The sequence below is a fragment of the Bradyrhizobium sp. WSM2793 genome (genome assembly GCF_000379585.1).
GTDB lineage: Bacteria > Pseudomonadota > Alphaproteobacteria > Rhizobiales > Xanthobacteraceae > Bradyrhizobium.
On the sequence record NZ_KB902778.1, the window covers coordinates 95,165 to 113,755 of the forward strand.

The 18,591-nt window shown below is 59.5% G+C and carries 18 protein-coding genes; 2 read left to right on the forward strand and 16 right to left on the reverse strand.

Annotated features, from left to right (window positions below; translation table 11 throughout):
- Window positions 1-5: 5 nt before the first annotated feature.
- From A3AS_RS0113570 to A3AS_RS0113640, 14 genes are all read right to left on the reverse strand, one after another.
- Complete coding sequence (locus A3AS_RS0113570) at window positions 6-1,685, reverse strand: type II and III secretion system protein family protein (RefSeq protein ID WP_018318127.1); 1,680 nt, start codon at window positions 1,683-1,685, stop codon at window positions 6-8.
- Between the two features lie 433 nt (window positions 1,686-2,118).
- On the reverse strand, window positions 2,119-2,538 hold the full coding sequence (locus tag A3AS_RS0113575; RefSeq protein ID WP_018318128.1) for a TadE family protein: 420 nt from the start codon (window positions 2,536-2,538) through the stop codon (window positions 2,119-2,121).
- On the reverse strand, window positions 2,535-3,872 hold the full coding sequence (locus tag A3AS_RS0113580; RefSeq protein ID WP_018318129.1) for a TadG family pilus assembly protein: 1,338 nt from the start codon (window positions 3,870-3,872) through the stop codon (window positions 2,535-2,537). Before A3AS_RS0113580 ends, A3AS_RS0113575 begins: the two co-directional genes overlap by 4 nt.
- A gap of 8 nt (window positions 3,873-3,880) precedes the next feature.
- Complete coding sequence (locus tag A3AS_RS0113585; protein ID WP_049814884.1) at window positions 3,881-4,312, reverse strand: hypothetical protein; 432 nt, start codon at window positions 4,310-4,312, stop codon at window positions 3,881-3,883.
- Between the two features lie 50 nt (window positions 4,313-4,362).
- A complete protein-coding gene (locus tag A3AS_RS0113590; RefSeq protein ID WP_018318131.1) occupies window positions 4,363-5,010 on the reverse strand; it encodes an isoprenylcysteine carboxylmethyltransferase family protein in 648 nt (215 codons plus the stop codon).
- Window positions 5,011-5,012: 2 nt separating this feature from the next.
- Window positions 5,013-5,921, reverse strand: a complete 909-nt coding sequence (locus A3AS_RS0113595) for a type II secretion system F family protein (protein WP_018318132.1) — start codon at window positions 5,919-5,921, stop codon at window positions 5,013-5,015.
- Window positions 5,918-6,850, reverse strand: coding sequence for a type II secretion system F family protein (locus A3AS_RS0113600; protein WP_018318133.1), 933 nt, complete (start codon window positions 6,848-6,850; stop codon window positions 5,918-5,920). The genes A3AS_RS0113595 and A3AS_RS0113600 overlap by 4 nt, the downstream gene beginning before the upstream one ends.
- A complete protein-coding gene (locus A3AS_RS0113605) occupies window positions 6,847-8,265 on the reverse strand; it encodes a CpaF family protein (protein ID WP_026201972.1) in 1,419 nt (472 codons plus the stop codon). Before A3AS_RS0113605 ends, A3AS_RS0113600 begins: the two co-directional genes overlap by 4 nt.
- Window positions 8,262-9,467 carry a pilus assembly protein CpaE gene (locus A3AS_RS0113610; protein WP_026201973.1) on the reverse strand — a complete coding sequence of 402 codons (1,206 nt, stop codon included), beginning with the start codon at window positions 9,465-9,467 and terminating at the stop codon, window positions 8,262-8,264. The genes A3AS_RS0113605 and A3AS_RS0113610 overlap by 4 nt, the downstream gene beginning before the upstream one ends.
- Window positions 9,467-10,432 carry a Flp pilus assembly protein CpaB gene (cpaB, locus tag A3AS_RS0113615; RefSeq protein WP_018318135.1) on the reverse strand — a complete coding sequence of 322 codons (966 nt, stop codon included), beginning with the start codon at window positions 10,430-10,432 and terminating at the stop codon, window positions 9,467-9,469. The genes A3AS_RS0113610 and cpaB overlap by 1 nt, the downstream gene beginning before the upstream one ends.
- Before the next feature lies 1 nt (window position 10,433).
- On the reverse strand, window positions 10,434-10,940 hold the full coding sequence (locus tag A3AS_RS0113620; RefSeq protein ID WP_049814874.1) for a prepilin peptidase: 507 nt from the start codon (window positions 10,938-10,940) through the stop codon (window positions 10,434-10,436).
- Window positions 10,941-11,039: 99 nt separating this feature from the next.
- A complete protein-coding gene (locus tag A3AS_RS0113625) occupies window positions 11,040-11,354 on the reverse strand; it encodes a hypothetical protein (RefSeq protein ID WP_244550615.1) in 315 nt (104 codons plus the stop codon).
- 295 nt (window positions 11,355-11,649) lie between these two features.
- Window positions 11,650-12,240, reverse strand: coding sequence for a VCBS domain-containing protein (locus A3AS_RS0113630; RefSeq protein ID WP_198293696.1), 591 nt, complete (start codon window positions 12,238-12,240; stop codon window positions 11,650-11,652).
- A 1,083-nt stretch (window positions 12,241-13,323) separates the two neighbouring features.
- On the reverse strand, window positions 13,324-14,040 hold the full coding sequence (locus tag A3AS_RS0113640; RefSeq protein WP_026201974.1) for a hypothetical protein: 717 nt from the start codon (window positions 14,038-14,040) through the stop codon (window positions 13,324-13,326).
- A 485-nt stretch (window positions 14,041-14,525) separates the two neighbouring features.
- Here A3AS_RS0113640 and A3AS_RS45010 point away from each other — a divergent pair, with 485 nt between their 5' ends.
- A complete protein-coding gene (locus A3AS_RS45010) occupies window positions 14,526-14,867 on the forward strand; it encodes an H-NS family nucleoid-associated regulatory protein (protein WP_084674824.1) in 342 nt (113 codons plus the stop codon).
- A gap of 979 nt (window positions 14,868-15,846) precedes the next feature.
- Window positions 15,847-16,083 (forward strand): hypothetical protein, encoded by a 237-nt coding sequence (locus A3AS_RS0113645; protein WP_018318142.1) that lies wholly within the window; start codon window positions 15,847-15,849, stop codon window positions 16,081-16,083.
- A gap of 1,116 nt (window positions 16,084-17,199) precedes the next feature.
- Here the strand turns inward: A3AS_RS0113645 and A3AS_RS44615 are convergent.
- Together A3AS_RS44615 and A3AS_RS47190 are read right to left on the reverse strand one after the other, a co-directional pair.
- The gene (locus A3AS_RS44615; RefSeq protein WP_371260670.1) at window positions 17,200-17,574 is read right to left on the reverse strand and encodes a low affinity iron permease family protein; all 375 of its coding nucleotides are present in this window, start codon (window positions 17,572-17,574) and stop codon (window positions 17,200-17,202) included.
- Between the two features lie 124 nt (window positions 17,575-17,698).
- Window positions 17,699-18,232 (reverse strand): hypothetical protein, encoded by a 534-nt coding sequence (locus tag A3AS_RS47190; protein ID WP_157644269.1) that lies wholly within the window; start codon window positions 18,230-18,232, stop codon window positions 17,699-17,701.
- Window positions 18,233-18,591 lie beyond the last annotated feature (359 nt).

Below are 18,591 nucleotides of genomic sequence, written 5' to 3' on the forward strand. Positions count from 1 at the left end.
GTCCTCTAGTTTAGAGTTTTGACGACCGTCTGATCGGCACTCGCGGCCGGGACGACGACGGGGGTCCGGACTTCAGGCGCGATGATATGGCCATACGGCCCCTTCACCTCGCCTCCGGAATTGACGTAGTCATTGTACCGCTTGCGGACTTCCATCTGACCATTGAGGAAGAAATCGACGTCGTTGGCCGGCAGGCGGGAGTCGAGTGGCGATGCCAGTTGCTGACCGGGTGCCGCCGGCGCGACCAGGCGCGGCGTCACGATGATCACCAGATCGGTTTCCTCCTGCTGATACGATTTGCTGCTGAACAGGCTTCCAATCACCGGCACCGAGCCGATCCAAGGCAACTGCGAGACGTCCTGGCGATTGCGGGTCTGCAACAGGCCGGCGATGGCAAAGCTCTGGCCATCGCGCAGCTCAACCGTGGTTCGCGCGTCGCGGCGGGTCAGCGCAGGAACGGTCGTCCCCTGGATCGTCACAGCGTTGGCGAAATCAAGTTCGCTGACCGACGGCTCGACGCGAAGATTGATCACACCGCGCGAGAGCACAGTGGGGACGAAGGCGAGCTCAACACCGAACTTCTTGTAGTCAATTGTGATGGTGGGAAAGCCGTTCTGCGTCTGGGTCGGTATCGGCACTGGAAACTCGCCGCCAGCGAGAAAGCGGGCAGCATCGCCGGACAGCGTGGTCAGATTTGGCTCCGCCAGCCGGCGAGCCAATCCTTTGGTTTCCAACGCCGAGATCAACAGGTCCACCGAGCCCCCGCTGCTGGTCCTGATAATGCTGGTCAACAAGCTTCCGAACGGCGCCGGCGCAATGCCCCCTGCAGTACCGGCGAGCGTCCCGAGAGTCCCGAGTATCGGAAGGCTGCCAGCAGGATTGGCACCAACAGGAGTGCTGCTGGCACTAAGGTTGCTGGTGCCGCCGGTGGTGGGTACCCTAGTGAGACTATTGACGCCACCGATGGGTGCCCGCCCGACGGCCGTGGTTGAACCAAGACCGGTATTGCCGACGTTGGTACCATTGGCATTCGCCGCGTACAGATTGACGCCCAGGTTGCGTCCAGCCTCCCGGCTCACCTCTAGAAAGCGCACCTCGAGCATCACCTGTTGCGGCGCCGCGACGCTCATCGCGTTAACGACGACGCCCCCTTTCGCGACCGTGCTTGTGGCGATCGCCATGGCCCGCTCGGCCGTAACTGCGTCGGCGGCGACCCCGCTGAGCACCACCTGGCCCTCGGAAGCCGACACGCGGATACCCTGCCCGCCGGTGCTGGTCCGGATGTTCTGCTGTAGGTTGCCGGTATCGATCACGACTTCGACGTCGAGGATCCCGATCTGCTTCATCGAGCTGTCGAACAGGATGACGTTGGTGGTGCCGGTCTGCTTGCCCTGCACGTAGATGAGATGATCGCTCAGCGACTTCACGTCGACGATGTCAGACGAGCCCGCCACGATCGTCGCAAAGGCCGTGTCGACCTTGAAGGTACGTGACTTGTTGACGACGAGCTTGACCCGCTGGACGTCATTCATCTCGCTGACGATGACGCCGCCGGAGGAGCCCCGCCGGTCTGCAGCCGCCGCGCGGTCAGCGAACCCAGAGGAGGCGAGCGCCGCGCCCAGACCCATCACGCCGAAGGCGAGAAGCCTCCCGGCCCCGTTACCCCAAATGCGATCGCCACTCATCCGAGTCCCCCCACTGCGATCCACGGAGATCCCCGCAAATCTACGTGCCCGACGTCCTCAACATTTCCCCTCTGCGCACCACGTCGCAGAGCTTACAATCTGTCCCACTACAATTCGTTACTTCGTGTTTCCAAGATCATCCTCCCTCATGCAGGCAGCTTGCAAGACGAGATACTTACCGCACCGCCGCAAGCAGAAAGAAAACCCTTCGATGTTGCCAGCGCGCATCATTCTCACTGGTTGTGGGGAACTATCCCGCAGCACAACCGCTCTTGGCGCGCGGTCCCGTCGTGGCTTTGCGATCGAAGGACAGTCGGTGGCACGCTTGGCGATTCGCCTGGCCGAGTAATTCCGCCCCCCGCGCGTTTGGTCCGCACGCCGCGTCCACAAAAGCCGTCGAGCGAAACATGTCAGTCGTGCTGCCATATTTGTGCTAGAAGGGAATTTGGTTGGAGGCGCTCGGCGCATTGAGCGCTGCGCCCCATATGGGCATCAGCATCGTGAAGTTTGCCTGGGAAGCTGTAACGCTCAAGCTGTTGCTGTTGGCCCCCACGGTCAGCGTTGGCGTCAGACCACCGAAAAACAGGAAGGGGGCCGCGTTCTGCTTGGCAGCGGTGGACAGGGGATCCCCGGTGCAGCCGGCCGGCGACTGCGGCGGGCTTTGAAGCAAGGCAGGCGTATAGCAGCTGATCATGACCGCACGGGCGCCAGCACTCGCAAGCGTCCGCAAGGATTGCATCGTGATGGCATAGCGCCCGAGATCGAAGATGGCGAACATCAATGTGAAAAGCGCCACGGACACCATGATAAATTCAAACGGCGCCATACCGCGATTGTCGAGCTTTCTCATCATTGCACCAAAGCGACAACCTGGGTGTATACGATTGTGGCCGGATCACAGCCTTGCGTGCTGAGGTAGCCGCCACCGCTCATGTCGAGCGTTTTCGCGATCACTTGCGAACAGGTCGTGTTCGTACTGGCAGTCGTACCGGCCCAGCTAACGTCGACGTTGGGGAAGTAGATAGCCCCGCCCAGGCTCACCAGACCGCCACCGTTTATGGTGACCTTGTTGCTGGTCTTGCTCGGAGCCTGATCATCAATCAGGACGCCATTGAGATCAGAGGAGAACGTGTTAGTGGCGGGTGCGGAGAGATCAACCGTACCCCCGTTGATGGTAAGCTGCGAGTCTCCGAGCAAGACGAGGGTTACGCCTGCGCCTTTCAGTTGCCCGCCGGTGACCTTTATGTTTGCCTTGTAGAAGAAATATGTTCCCGGGTCCAAAACGTACTTGTCGCCGTTCTGCACCGTGAAACTGCCGTAAGCTCCAGTCCCGGCGCTATTCGGCGCGCAATGCTTCCACCCATCCGCCTGAAGGGTGCATGGCATACTTGCATTGCCAGTCCTGCTATTGAACGATGCGGTGTTCAGTTTGCTGAGCGGATTGTTAGCGTACGTCATGAAATAGTTGTACGGTACACCAACATTGCTGCAGCTGCTTGAGGGGGTGCAGCCATTTACACCATAAACTGCCCATCCCGAGCCGGTGAACGTTGGAGTGCTGGCAAGTTGAACACTGGTATCCGACATCAGAGCGCAGCCAGTTCCGTTGTTGCTGAGGTTACCAGCAAGCTTGAGTGCGCCTAAGTCAGGTCCAAGCGCCAGGACGCAGGCCTTGGTCGGCTGCTGAACCACTGCAATGGCTTGGGCGGGGATGTCGACGGTGGTCAAACCCAGCACTGCCGCCAAGTACGCCGGTTGTTGCTGGCTGACCCTGGCGCGAACGGCGTTGCCCGTGCCCGCGACGGGCGTTGTGAACGTGCCCGCATTGTAGTTGCCGATATCGATCTGCACGGCACGCGATATTCTGCTCGGAAGACTAGGTGCACACGTGGTGCCAGGATAGGGCGTGCTGTCATTCGGGCTGGAGTTGCAAAACCCATTCTGCGCCGCGAATTCCTTGCCGCGATAATCCACCGTCTGGGTTTCGCAGGCCGCACCCGCCATCGTACATGAAAGCCGCAATGCGCCCGAATAGGCGGCCGAGTCGGCGGCGTTCTGCGCATGCTGGCGGGTGACGTACCACGATCCGGCCTCAGCCCCGAGTGCGACTACTCCGATCAGCGGCACGAGAGCGATGACCGTTGCGAACGCGACGGAGCCTCGTTGGGAACGGAGCAGGCTACGCATGGAAGCCCCTACTGGAAGCGTTCCGAGTAAGGCAGCGTGTAGGTACAAGTGGTGGGACACAGCACCCCTCTCCACACAATTGGAGCCAAAGTGATGGTTGTCGAGAATGTAATGTACTTGGGAGAAGCCAGATTGCCTGGCGAACAGGTGGCCCCTGCGTCTCCGCACAAGACCTGAAGGTTGCTGATCGCATGACCAGCGACTGTGGTCTGTAGCCCTGTCTTCCAGCTCACCGTGCCGTCAGGGGCGAGCGGATTAGCGTACTGCACATACTGCCCGAAGGAGCGCAATGCGCTCCATGCGGAGATAAACTGGAAGCCTGCAGCAGCCAGGTCGGCGAGCGGCATGAGCAGGAACGCCACCAAAACCGGGTAGACGATCAATGTCTCAAATGCGACGGCGCCGCGCTGATCCACGACGAACGACCTCTTGTGGCTCATGAGTTGACCTCGACCGATACTCACCTTCCGGTCGTCGACCGGAACAGAACTCACCAAACGTAAGGGATCACTCTCCAGCGCGATGCTTCGTAACCAGAATATTCCGGGCAGTTGCGACGTAGCAGGTCCTCTTCGTAATAAATCCGGCAAACCTGAACGCCGATATGCAAGACGAGCAAGACCGCTGTCAGCGGCGTCGGGCTTCTCAGCACCACACCCAACACGGCGATTTCTTCCGCAAGGTAGAGCGGGTGCTTGATCCATCGATACGGACCCGTTTGCACCACGTTGCGCGCCTGTGGCACCAGGCTGAACGACCTGCCAAGATGTCGGATGGTGACCAGCATCATGATCATGCCGATCAACACGCACACGGTGGACGCCAGGTTTGGCAACGCCTTGTCGGTTTCGCCGAAGAAGGCGATCGTCCAGGGCATATAGGTGCCGACGAACGCCGCTATCCTTGGGAGACGGCCGTTCGCTTGCGCCTTCGCCGGCGGCCGCGTGATGACCAACAGCGCCAGGAGCACGTAAAAGACAGCGAGGCAAACACTCGACAGGAGCGACGGCCAAGGATCATGAGCCGATGATCCGATCTTGATCGCCACGCCAAGCGCCAGCAACATGAACCACATGCCGCCGAACAGCTGCATGGTCCGGTCGTAAGAGGACGTTTTCGGAAGGGCGATCGTGCTCATGGCTACTTACCGAAGCTGGCGAACGAACGCACGAGGTGCAGAATGGGACTTCCACCCAAAATGACGAACATGGCTGGAAGCAGGAACAACACCATCGGAATGGTCAGCTTGGCGCCCAACTTGTGTGCTCTTTCTTCAAGCTTGGTAATACGTTCGCGCCGGAGGTCGACGGCAATACTCCGCAGAGCCTGCCCCACCGGCGTTCCGTATTGCAGGCTTTGGCCGACCATGATTCCGAATCGGCGAAGCCCATCCGATGTAGATCCCAGTTTCTCGAATGCGTCGCTGCGGCTTGGCAGGATCCGGAGATCATCAAGAAGGCCGCTCATGACCCGGGCTATAGCGGGATTGGTCTCTTGCATTTCTTGCGCGACGCGTGCCAGCCCGCTTTCCAGGCCCATTCCCGCTTCGCTGCACACAACCAGCAAATCGATCATGTCCGGCGTGCCCAGTCGAATGGCGGCATCAAACCGCCGCTTCAGTACCGCCAGTATCAATCGAGGCGCTAGAATCCCGATCGCCAAGCCGATAAGTGTGAAGACCATCACATCCAGCAGTGCCTTCCCGAAAAGCTGAGCGACACACCCGGCGATGATCGGGGATAGCGCCATGCTGACGGCTTTGACACCGATCCAGGTCGGCAAGGCTCGATGATGATTGAAACCTGACGATTGAAGGATGGTTCGTAGCTGATCCAGATTTTCCTCAGCGTAGAAGCGACGATACCGCATGCCGAGTGACGAAAACCAACCGGTCAAATCCTGGAAGGGTGCAGACCGGCCAGCAACGCCCATCACGGCGTTTGATACCCGGGCATCCAATGTACGAATGTGTATTTCGCGGATAATCAACATGCAGGACGCGGTTGCAGCCACGACTGCGAGGGCCACCAGACTGAGACCAGAGGTCATAGTTCTGTTTCCCTTCTGACCATCCAACTTATCACCAGGGCTCCGACAAGCACCGAAAGGACTGCGTAAGCCAGCAGCTTGTTTCCAACCGGATCGGTGAACAACAGATCAACCGTTTGCGGATTGGCTGCGTACAGGACCCCGCCTGCAATCAAGGGCGAGACTGTCAGCGCTCGTGAGGAAAAGATCACCTCTCCTGCCAGCGCCTTGGCGCGAGCGGCCAGCGCAACACGTTGCCTGACAGTGTCTCCCAGGTTCTGCAACGTCTCGGCCAGGCTGCCACCGGACTTCAACTGCACGGCAAGTGTCACCGCAAAGATCGCATACTCCGCCACCTGCGTTCGCCGATAGACAGCTTGGATAGCTTCCTCGGGGGGTCTTCCCAAATTCACTTCGCTGCATACGATGGCAAACTGCCCGGCCGTTGGCTGCGGCATATCGCGCGCGAGGGCACGAAATGCCTCGTGCACAGGCAGACCCGAACGCACGGTACTCGTCACCAGCTGGATCGCATCAGGCAGCTGTCGAAAAAGCTGAAGAGCGAAGCGACGCTGCTGCCATCCGAATAGGCCTCGTATCACAATGAGGGCCGCGATTGCGGCGACAATGGACACGTAGACAATGGAATATCCCAGCTGGCTGTTCGCATAAAGGATCGCTGCTGCTCCGAATGCACCGGCAAGCAGCACATAGGCCGGATGCAACGTGTAAGGTATATCGGGATTGTAGTTGGACAGCCGATTGAGAAACTGATCCTGGGACCCGCTCTCCAAGCGCCGAATGGATGGCAGGTTAGCCGGATGCGACGTTGGCAGAGCAACCGCCAACCGGCGATTGATGCGTCTTTCCCGAGCGTCGAGCCACAACGAAATGGCTGCTGCGCACATCGCGAGCGCCAGAACAGTGACGATCACGGACTCCAGCGTCATATTTGCCTCATGGCCTCGGCCCACGCACCATCTAGCCCGAAATAGACAAGCCGGCTCTTGAACTTCGGAGTTGCAAGGTTGGACTTATAGCTGCCCGATATCCGCCCGTTCACATCCTCCTCCTGATACTCGAAGGCTGCGATGTCATTGGTGGTGATCACCTCCCCTTCAAGGCCGATCACCTCGCTGATCTGAACGATACGGCGCTGCCCGTCCCGCATGCGTTCGACCTGCACAATGAGATCCAGCGCAGCGACGATCTGACTTCGAATGGCGCGCGACGGTAGATTGACCTGTCCCATCTGCACCATGTTTTCGATGCGGGTCAGGGCATCCCGGGTACTATTCGCGTGTACCGTGGAGATCGAACCATCATGGCCGGTGTTCATCGCCTGCAGCATGTCGAATGCTTCGGAACTGCGCACCTCGCCAACCACGATCCGGTCGGGACGCATGCGCAGGGCATTCACCAGCAGATCGCGTTGTGTCACCTGCCCTGTGCCCTCGAGGCTGGGAGGCCGGGTCTCCAGGCTGATCACGTGCGGCTGCTGAAGCTGCAGCTCCGCCGCGTCCTCGATCGTGACGATACGTTCGGTGTGATCGATGAACTGGCTCATCGCGTTCAGGAGCGTCGTCTTGCCGGATCCGGTGCCGCCGGAGACCAGAACATTGAGCCGCGAGCGGGCCGCGATCTCCAGCAATTGTCCGATGGCCGGGGTCATCGAGCCGTTTTCAATCAATCCGGCGATGTCCAAACGACGGCTTGGAAATTTCCGGATGGAAATGCACGGACTATGGATCGCCAGCGGCGGGAGGATGATGTTGACCCGGCTGCCATCCAGCAGGCGACAATCCACCATCGGACTGGATTCGTCGACGCGCCGACCGACCTGCGCGGCAATCTTCTGAGCGACGGAGGCGATGTGATCATTGTCGCGGAAACGCACCGCAACTCGTTCCAGCCTGCCGCTTCGCTCCACGTAGATATTGCTTGGGCCGTTCACCATGATATCGCTGATCGACTGGTCCAGCAGCAGCGGACGGAGCGGCCCGTAGCCCGTCATGTCGTCGGCAATTTCGTCCGCGAGCTGCAGCTGCTCGCGGCCCGACAGCTCGAGCCGTTCCTGGTTGGCAATGTGATGGATGATCTCTTCAATCTGCCGCCGGAGAACCTCCCGCGAGACGGTTGCGGCCACCGCGGGTTCGATCTGCTCAATCACCCGTTCACGCAGCGAAGGTGGAATGATGGGTTGGTGGATCGCAGGTTCGTCACGCCTTGGCGCAGGTGACGGCACGTTCGGTGCGGCTGCAGTCGCGCCGGCCGACTGCAACGGCAAGCCTATCGCAGATGCAGGGACGCCTGCCGCCAATACGTGAGCTGGTGCGTCGTCTTCGCGCCTACCAAACTTCTTCATCGCAGATGTGCTGTGAGCACCCTCCTCCACCAGCTAACCCGCTCGGCAGCGACACCGCTGATCTCCCGTACGATCGGTGCCAGGTGACGCCGCAATTTCCTGACGTGCTTCAGAGCTGGAATTCCGAGATTGAGCGCCTCGGTCATGCCCTTGCCGAGATCGGGAACGACGATGTCGGGCTCTGCACCCAACGCCTTGACAACCGCCGCCCTCGGAAGGCCCCCGGGACGACCGGCCCGGTTGAGCAAGGTAAAGACCCGGTCCTTGCCCGCGATGTTGATCACGGCGGTGCGTAGCGCATGGGCATTGCGAAGTCCGGTCACCTCGGATTCGAGCAGCACCATCACATGACGGGAAAGCGCAATCACGGGATAGATCGACGGCGGAAATGGGACGGGTACATCGACGACGATGTAGTTGAACCGTTGACGCAGCAGACCCAGCACGTGTCGTACGCCAGCTTCCGTAATTTCGAGCTGCGCATCGAGGTCCTCGTCAGCCGAGACCAGGCAAACCCTTTCGTTGACCTCGATTGCCGCGCGCTCGAGGAAGAGTGTGTCCGCCCGCGTCGGATTTTCCAGAGCGATACGCAGCCCCGGCCCGGGACGAACACCCAGCATCACGGCGGCTTCGCCGCCCTGCAGATGAAGATCAAGCAGGGCCACCTTCGCCTTGGTTGTCTCGGCAAGCTGCAGCGCCAGATTGATCGCGATGCTTGTGGCACCGGCGCCGCCCTGCGCCCCGCAGATCGAGACCACGTGCCCGCCACGATCGATCTGGTTGGCTGCGACGTCGCCGAGAAGCTTGGGGCGCAGCTTGTCCAGCACCAGATCGCGCGTGAGCGGCCGCGGCAGATACTCGGTCAAGCCGAGCTCCAGGAGCTCACGGTAGAAGGTGATCTCTCGGTTGTCGCCGATCACGGCTACGCGGACATCGGGCGGACAGACGCCGGCCAGTCTTTCCAGTTCCGTAAAGGGATCATCGATGCCACTGATGTCTACCACCAGCGCGAACAGATCCGTGTCGGTTTCGAGCATCCGTATGGCATTGCGGATCGTGCCGCGCCTGATCGAGAGATTGGCGCCCTCGAGCCCCTTGCGCAACGCCGCGGCGCTGAGTTCGTCATTTACGAAGCCGACGATGCGGTTACGCGTGACGATCGACGTCGATTCTTCAGGCGGGGTGGCTATGGCAATGTTCATCACCGTTTCTCCGACAACCTGTTATCGTAACCCGCCGCCGTCGCAGTCGGGCGTACGGTTTCCGATGCACCGTCGCAGCTGACGAGCGCGTCTTCCTCTTGCTTCCTGACCGTGTATTGCTTGACCTCGCCGCCTGAATGAACGACCACAGCCGTTCGCTGTGCGGAAATTGCATACTGGCGGGCAAGTTCAGGCGACACATCACAGCTCGACATCGCGCCGGTGTCTGCCTTGTCCCACTGATCGACTGCTGCGCGCACGGCCAAGGAGAGCGTCCCGAGCTGCTTTGCGACAGTGACTTTCTTGACCTGCACCTGCGTAAGCTCCAGTGACACGGTCTGGGTTTGCTTACCTGCCATCCCGCTGATGGGTCGCGCGCCCTGCACGATCTCCTGATCAATCGCGATGACTCGAACATTACGCAGAACGGTTTCGCTGAGGGCGCGGCGCGCGGTATCGACTTTCTCGAAGACCTGGGTCAACACGACGTCGACGTGATCGCCTGGCCTGATGAGGCCGGAGACACCGGCCTCCTCGTCAACCTTGATGCTGATGGCGCGGCTGTCTGGCGCCAGTACACTGGCGAGGAAACCTCGATCCCGCGGACGCAGGATATCCTGCAACGTAACGGGACTGCCCGCTTCGACGAAGTTGCGGATGAGTGAACCGGGAAGTCCGGCCTTGGATTCGGGGTTTTCAAGGATAGCCCCTTGGGGAACGCGCTCCGGTGGCACCGAGCGGACGGCGAAATCCTCTTCGCGGGCCAACGTCCCTCTCGGCAATGGTCGTGCCGCGACAAAGTACCCGGCGGTCGCCGGCGCCGCCGGCGCGAGGGGCGCCGCTGTCACCTGTACTGGGACCGGAGTCTGCGCCTTCGGCAGGTTCATGCTATAGGCGATCAATCCGAACGCTGTGGTTGCAAGCAAAAGCACCACGATGATCGACAGACGCAGCGCGGATGACATTTCATGATCCTTTGCTCAAAATGGTCCAGATACCGCCGCAGGCGATAGCGGCTCCGTAAGGCAGCGGGGCGTGTCGCAAATGGCGCCAACGCTCGATCGCGTAGATCCTGCGCGCGAGCGACGATCCGGCGGGTGCCAGCCTGGGATATGGCAGGTGACGCATCATCAGATGCACCAAGGCAAGAACGCCGCCGGCCAGCACGGTGACGGTCAGCAACTGCATCACGCCGCTCGGCGGGAAACCAACCGCCAGGGCAACCAGCAGCTTGACATCGCCGCCACCAATTCCTCCGCGCGCGTATAGGACAAAAAGCAGCAGAAACAGGATCGCGGCTGCGATCAGCGACACAGCGACTTGAATCGGGCTGGGCAATTGACCGGCGATCCCGAGGAGCGCCAGCGCAAGACAAAATTCGTTTCGGATCAAGCGGGTCGCAACGTCCATCGTTGCGACATAGAGCAACAAAAGGATTTCCAGGATCGAGGCTGTGGGAGCAATCCAACTCATGAAATGCACGTTTCAAAAAAGTGGAAGGCAAACTAGCGGGAGCACTCCTGCGGGAGGGGGGCAGCTGGATTGCCCCCCTCTGGCGCCAAAATGGCTGTATCAGCCAGCGATCGCGGTAGCGAAAGCGGTGGTGATTGCGGTGATCCCGGTGGTCAGCGCCGCCCCAATCTGCCCGCCGGCTCCACCGCCGAACACGGCACCCACTGCGCCAACGATGCAAACCGCGACGATGATGTACTCGAATGACACCACGCCGTCCTGGTCCGTCCGCAGACGCTTCAACGCTTCCTTGGTCTCGATGAAATGATGCAACATAGGAAGAATCCCTTCTTTCAAGATGAATTTGCAGACACCTCGGCAACTTCCAGCGGCCGCGGATTTATGTCCGGCCCCGCCAGCGATAAAACTATCCATTAAATGTTTATTACCGTCAACATTTAATATATTAATGACCTTTCTGAGTTAATCGCGCGCGAAACAAGCCGCCGTGAGGATCCATAAACCGGCAAAAACGTCGAAATATGAAGATGATGTCAGACTCCGCAATCGAACCCCGAGGACGGCGCCGGCCAAGGGTCGGCAAAGATTCACCGGAATAGTACGGGTGACCAAGGGTATAATTTTATTATTCTGAGCTTCGAGAATTATGTGATGGCGATGAGCTATGGCGCTGCATCAGCCTGTCAGTGGCGTCGATGCTGAAGTCGCCTTAGCTGCCGTGCGCATTGCTCTGCGCCACGAAATGGGCTTCGCCCGCATCCGGGTCAGTGATGCTGAGCTGCCCGGTGGTATTGAGCGCCGCCGCGGCATTGCCCTCGGTGACGGACTTCGCCTCGGAAGCGACCGTGGCCGCATCATTTGTGCCTGTGATCGTGACAGTCACCGTCTGGCTATCTGTCGGGCCGTGGCCGCCATTGATCGTCACCGGGAAGCTCTCGGTGATCGTCTGGTCCGCAGCGAGGTACTGGGCGGCCCCGTTGTTCAGAACGTAAGGCCATTCACCGAGCCGTTGGCGGCATTGTGCGTTAGGAGCGAGGCGCGTCGCCAGACCGCTGACGCATCCAATGACCGGGTCATGGCTCGGTAGCCAACGCATGTGCCCTGGGTGCGGCGTGAAGAGTCCTCGGTTGGGATTTCTGACATTGGGATGCTCGCGCACGAAGCTTCGCATCACCTGTTGCTGCCCCGCGCACGCCGTCTCGTTCGCTTTAACGCGCAAAAGGGCGCGGCAAGGCGCATTCGAAATCCATGTGAAGCTTAAACCGAAACCAGCTCCCGCTTGACTCGGGAAGTCGGTCAAATCGACCTGCCATTAAATGATATATTTGATTATCGTATATAATCATGATGACTCCATCGCAAAATTGAAAAATATGTTGGGGAAAAGAAAACATGGGAGGTTGGAATGGAAGCTGCCCGCCGCTTTCGCGCAATGGCGTTGCTTTGCCGACAGACTGCCGCACTCCAACCTGAGAGAAGCTGGAAACTGCTTGCAGAGGCAGAGTACTGGGAGCATCTGGCGGCTGCGGCTTTAGCTCATTGAGCTTCGGTCGAGCGTTCTTTGTCCTTCGCTTTTCGTCGACTTCTTACTTCAAGTCATTTTCTGAGGCATGTGATGTCGAGTACGCGTCGATTTTTTTCGAGTGCTGTTCTGAGCGAACGGCATCAGGCGCTTCTGGCGGAGCTTAGAGAGGTGGAGAAGCTTCGAAGTAAGCTCCGACATGCAGAAGCAAAAACAATCGGCAGAAGACGGCGTATCAAAGCGAGCGGCAGAGCAAGAGCCGGTTAGAGACCCCCGCCGGGTCCGAAGGTTGACCCGCGTCGGCTCACTCGCGCGATTCGATGCACGGATTGCCCGCGTTCCTGGCATCTGCCACTATCTTGAAAGAGACTGGGCGCCTTCATCCCGGCAGTAGCGAGCCTCGGCTATGACGTCGCTGCGACATGTCGCCAACCAGCCAGGCGGGGTGCCTCACAACGCTTTAACTAACTCGGCGGCGAGATCGGCCAACCTATTCAGGATCGCGCGTTAGCTCCGACTTTCATGCGATGTTGCACTTCGGAACACCGCAACGAGTCGATCGCCTTCCCAAAGCTCAACGTCGTGCTCGTCATGCATTTGCTCGGCTCGGCGTCTCGCCGCCTGCTCGTCAATGCAGTCGAGCTTTGCTGTGCAGATTACTTGCCGGCTGCCGTCCACCACGAACACCTTGTACCGCATGATGCAGTCCGATCCAAAAGGCGACCGTCATCATACTCGAATGTCCGTCTAGGACAGTGTAAAACTAAGTGACGACACACGGAACCTTGGTACGTGTGGCAGTTCGGCTATACCTGCTCGTTCAATCCCTCGGTCGCGCGGCCGGCAGTACCTTGTACTACCTCAGTGGCGTAATCTCACTGCGTGCCGAAGCGTGCGGTTCGAGCTTAAAAGCGAGAGACCACCAAGCGTCATCAGCAGCACACCGAACCAGGCCGTCCAGCTGCGCGCTTCGCCGTGCGCCTCTGCAGTGCGCGCGCCCAGCGGCATATCTTGAGGTGGGTCGGCGGGCGCGGCGGCGAGAAGCTGCCCAGCGTCGACTTGGCCCGGCACGGAGTGTTCGGGCGTGAGCTGGTTGCTGGCAAGATTCACGATGGGGGTCGCCGACATCAGGGTGGGGCCCGTGCCAGGATCGGAAGCGGCATCTGCTACCTGCATTTCGGGTACAGGCGTCTGAGATCGCGCGGGCGGTGCGGAGCGCAGCAACTCCGCGCGCGCATCAACGACCGCGCTCCGCCTGGTCTGCGTGGTCCCGTTTTCGTCCAAACTGGCGCTGCGGTCTTTGGCCGCGCGAGCCCGAATGGGCTTCTTCACCCTCGCGATGCCCTCGGCCAGGAACCAGCATTTGCGGCGACCGTCCGTTCGGTAGACCCAATGCTGTCCACCACTGGTCGCGGTACCGGGACGCGGCACGCATTCGGCTTGCGGCGGAGGGGTTACCGTGGGTTGGGACGTAGCAGTATTGAAGTAGTCGGCTAGAGGATTGGAAGACGCGGGCGCCGCCGAAAAACCTCCGACAAGGACCAAACTGGCGAAGTACAATCGCAATTGACCGGACATCGAAAACTCCCGGGTGCGCCCCACCCCGCTTGAACCTTAGCGGCGACAACGGCCCCCATGCGGCTTAAATCGGGCGGCGCGATGAATTAATTATCCTCTTGGCCACCTAATTTAATATGCCGGCCCGGCACTCCAGGGGTGCAACACGAGGCGGCGCGATCGATTCATCGATCCATCTGAGTTGCGCCGGGCCTCGCTCCTGCCCACGATCCGCGCCGCGGCCGCCCGCTCGATCGCCAACGTTGCGCTCGTCGATCACGAAAGCGCAACTCGCCGAGGGGTGAGTTTGTGGATGTCACGAGACGTGGCTACCCCCTCGCGGCGAATTAAATACTGCGCCACGATATTACCACTGTCGCGCCTTTCTCCCTGCCACCTCTCGATTTAAATGTGGATTTCACGATCAATATTTAACTGACGGCTTGTCTGCTCCCGGATTCCCGACTTGTCTGCCTGGGCCTTCTGCCCAAGATTCGGATGGAGCCATGAACACCGCGCATTTTAATTCGCTCTCCGTTGACGAGCTCTGGATAATTCATCAAGAGGTCGCCGCCAAACTCACTCAGAAAATGTTGGCGCAAAAAGCGCATTTGGAGGAAAGGCTCCACAGGATTGCACTGGCCAACGAGGTCACGCGGCTCAATCGTAAGCGCCGCCGTGCATACCCGCCCGTTCGTCCCAAATATCGCAATCCGAAGAACCCAGCGGAGACATGGTCGGGTCGCGGCAGGCAGCCGCGATGGCTGCGTCCGCAGCTTCGAAGCGGCCGAGCTCTGGACGATTTTCTGATCGATCAGGCTTCAGCTCAAAAGCGGCAGACAAATTGAGCGCCGATTGCGGCATTTCGGGATGGGAATGCCGGCGCACCCTGGGGCTCTGAGCTTTTCACATCATCGTTTCAACGCGGGTCATAACCATGCTTGGAGGCATGGCCGTAGCGAGCGCACTTGCGATCTGGCTGATGGTTCTCGCTGAATCGCTCGGGGGGCCCGCGGCGCAGTGAAGACATCGACGAGAATCCCAAGCGCGCGATGGCCCACGTCTAGTCGTGGTGCCCTCTGAAGTGCCGCCTAACCGCATTCCACGCTCGAAGGATTGGAAGGAGGAGGACGAGGAAAAGAACTCTGATTGAAACCGGCGTCATCCCGCGCTGCAGGAGTGGTGGGTCGTGATCGTCCGAGCGACCGGCCGTCGTGTTGATCGTCACCGGAGATGGAGTTCCTGCTCGCCGAGTAGGTGCCGGTCTGCGCGAGGGCAGGACAGCTACAACGAACAGAACGTTCGCCAGGAGCCATATTCCCACAATGAGAAGGAAAGTACGCACGAGACGACCATCGTTGATCTAAAATCTGTCGAGCTTAATCCTGCCTCATACCCGGCACGCAGCCGGCAACACTGCGTTCGCGGACGGAGCCGCTTCAGCGCAGCCGGCACAATTTGGCATCCCCCGAGGCCGTTGGGCCCTGAGCGCTTCGCGAGCCTGCAGGATCGCTCGCAGCCTAGTCGGGCGCAACACTCGCGTCTGTGCGCTTTCGAACATTCATGCCCCTTCAGGTATGCTAGTGCTATGCGTCATCCGGCGAGAGCCGGGCAGGGATGGCTCATCAGCCAGCGGCGTCCTCCAGCCCGCAACCCCTGAACAGGGGCATGGTCATAGAGCATGGCCTAAATATCGCGGCACGATGAGCAGCGAATTTGGCGGTCCGCCTAGAACCAATATCGAGTTTCGGCAGTTGACTCCCGGTGGATCCGAACAAGCAAACTGATTGTTCGGGCCGATAAAGTTTAAAAGCTAAGCTGGCACACATGAAGGACTTCCGACGACGTTTGGAAAAGGTCCGCGCTGACGCCAGAGAGTTTACGCTGATGAGTCAGCAGGCCACGGACATGGAAAAGCGTGAGCTGTTTAGGCGCTTGGCGGATGAGCTCGCCTTCGAGGCTCTCGAGCTCGAGCTAATCGTGAAGAAAAGTGAGCCACCTGATCCGAGCAACCCGCACGAGGTCGTGGAGTTTAAGCCACCCTCTGAGCGAAAGCGCGGCTGACGCGGAAGTGGGTAAGCCGGCTAGATCGTGCGTGCACGCCGTGTCCACCCCACACAAAGAACGTCGCACGAGACGCGCTTTGTTCTGCGGGAGAATTTAAAAAAGCCCTTGCGGGCCAATCTCTTAAGGATGGTGGGCGCACCAGGGCTCGAACCTGGGACCCGCTGATTAAGAGTCTCATCTTCCAAATGTAACTTCAGCCACTTAGCTGTAAAATGCCGCCACAACCTCACTATTTAGATCAGTAGGTTACAGACGAAATGTAAATTCCTCGGCCAAGTCTCCGGGCCTGCGACCCCTGCGTCCCGAACGTGGATAGCTTGCGGAAAGACCAACAAAAACAACGAAGTTTGCTACTGGTTGACCATCTTTATCGCAGTTTGTTCGCGCTGTTTCGGTGGTCAATCGGTGGTCGAAGAACGGTTACGTCAGCGCCGTTCGGCGCACGGATGTCATCTTCGACGAAGGCCACGGTGCGACGAATGATGGCACCAGACTAGACCAAGCTCCGCGCCCCCACTTCGCGAAGCACTAAGCGGGTACTTCCTCAACGAGGTAGTCACAGGCCGCGTTGCGGACAGAGTCTCGATCGGCGCTTGAGCTTCAGGTGCGCAGGGGCGGACTGGACATCTGGTCGCCGAAGATCAGCAAAATCACCAGGTTAGCGCTTCAGCCAGTTGACCCTTTGTACCACTCAAATGTCCTCATGTCGACCGAGCTTCTGCACGTTCCCATGGCGGGCGACTAGCTCGTAGACTAAAAAACGCAGCGCCCCGGACCGGCGAGACTAGACCCATTAATTTAGATGAAGGCCACCGGCATCCCCCGGTTATGCTTCAGGGGGTGAATGACCTCGAACCAGAGACACATCCCGCTCCCAAGGTGACACGTTTGGAAGAGACCCGGCGCATCATCAAAGAGTAAAGGTCCGCCAAAATTTGAAGTGAGACATTCAGTTGAAGGCCCGCAGCTAAGGCCGGTGGCAACTTCCACTCATGGGCCACCGGTGCCCTTCACGGAGTGCAGCTACATGTCGGCCCCTGGGGCATACCGAAGTTTTGCAGGTGATCGCCCAAGGGGCCCTTTTGGTTCTTATCGGGCGCGTCGGCGCAGCGGTTAGCTGCTGCTGGGCCTGTGGTTACTGTCCGGCGCGAGCAAGTTCGCCACAACGGCCGTACGCACCCGATTGGATATTGGCATTAACGAGAACGGCCGAACGCGCAATATGACCGGGCGGGTACCTGATGCTGCCGAATTTCTCCCTTTCGGCTCGTCCCATCGGAACTGAGCCGCCCGTTCTTCCTCGACTTCCTCGGCGTCCTTGTTGTCGAGGGTCATGAGTGAGTTCTTCGCGTCCCCGTTAACCCTCAACAGTTCGTCTAACTTTGCGTGAAGAGCTTGCGTGTCGCGGTGCTCAGCCCGCTGAATTACCAAGGTCATCCCCCACGTCGAAAGCGTCGCCAGATCGTGCCACCCGAGCCCACCCCCAATGAAGGCTCAGAGTAGTCCGTACACGACAAATACAGCGAATGCGGCGGGACGCGAGGCGAGAACACCGAGGTCCGTAAGCCAGCTCCGGACCTTATGTAAAGCCAATGTGGTCAAGCATCTCGCCCTAGGTTGTTCTGACGGAAACAGTCGGAGTCACAGCACTCGCTCGACCACCGAAAAATGCAGCTAGTGCGCCCAGATGGAGGGCGAGGGCACCGAATAAGGCGCCCTGCGATACACGCTTCGCCGCGGTATCGGTCGCCTTAGTCTTCGCGACCGTCTCCTTATACTGTTGCTGATACTGAGCGATCTGACCTTTCGCCTCGTCTTGAGAGATGTTCTGCGCCTTGGCCAAGGCGTCCGCCGCCTTATCATTCGCAGCAGCCTGTTGTGCAGGATCCCCGGTTAGTGCCGCTCGAACAGCTGTCATTGCGGCATCACGAAGTGCCGCAGGATCCTGGCCCCCGGACGCGCTTCGCACTTTGCTTTCGATGGCTCCCATCGGATCGGCAACGTTATTCAGAGAGGGCGCTGCGGTCTGAACCGCGGTCTGAACTGTTCCGCCAAGAGCCCTACCTGCTCCACCAAGAGCCGAGGACGCCGTGCTGACGGCACCACCGATCATGCCGGAGGCGGCCGACGAGAGAAGATAGACCACCGTGAGCGTCGAGACTGCCCAAGATATGAGACCGTGATAGGCCGTCGTCGATTGCGACGCTTTGCCGGAAAGCCGGCCAGCAATGTACCCGCCGAGCGCAGCAGCGACTATTCCCGAGACGAACAGCTCATAAACCTCAGTCCATCAAACTATCGAACTGAGCGTTCCTGCGTGGGCTTCCGCGTTCATCTGGTCCGACACGAGGTCGGTGTCGATCTCAAGGAAAATCACGCTATGCTTCCGTCATTTTTGACAGCTCACATTTGGCGACTTCATGCCACATGGCCGGAGGCGCTTGCAGTAGGAACGAGCAAGACGCGCTTCAATTAAAAGAGCGACCAAGATCGGAGTGGCCATGA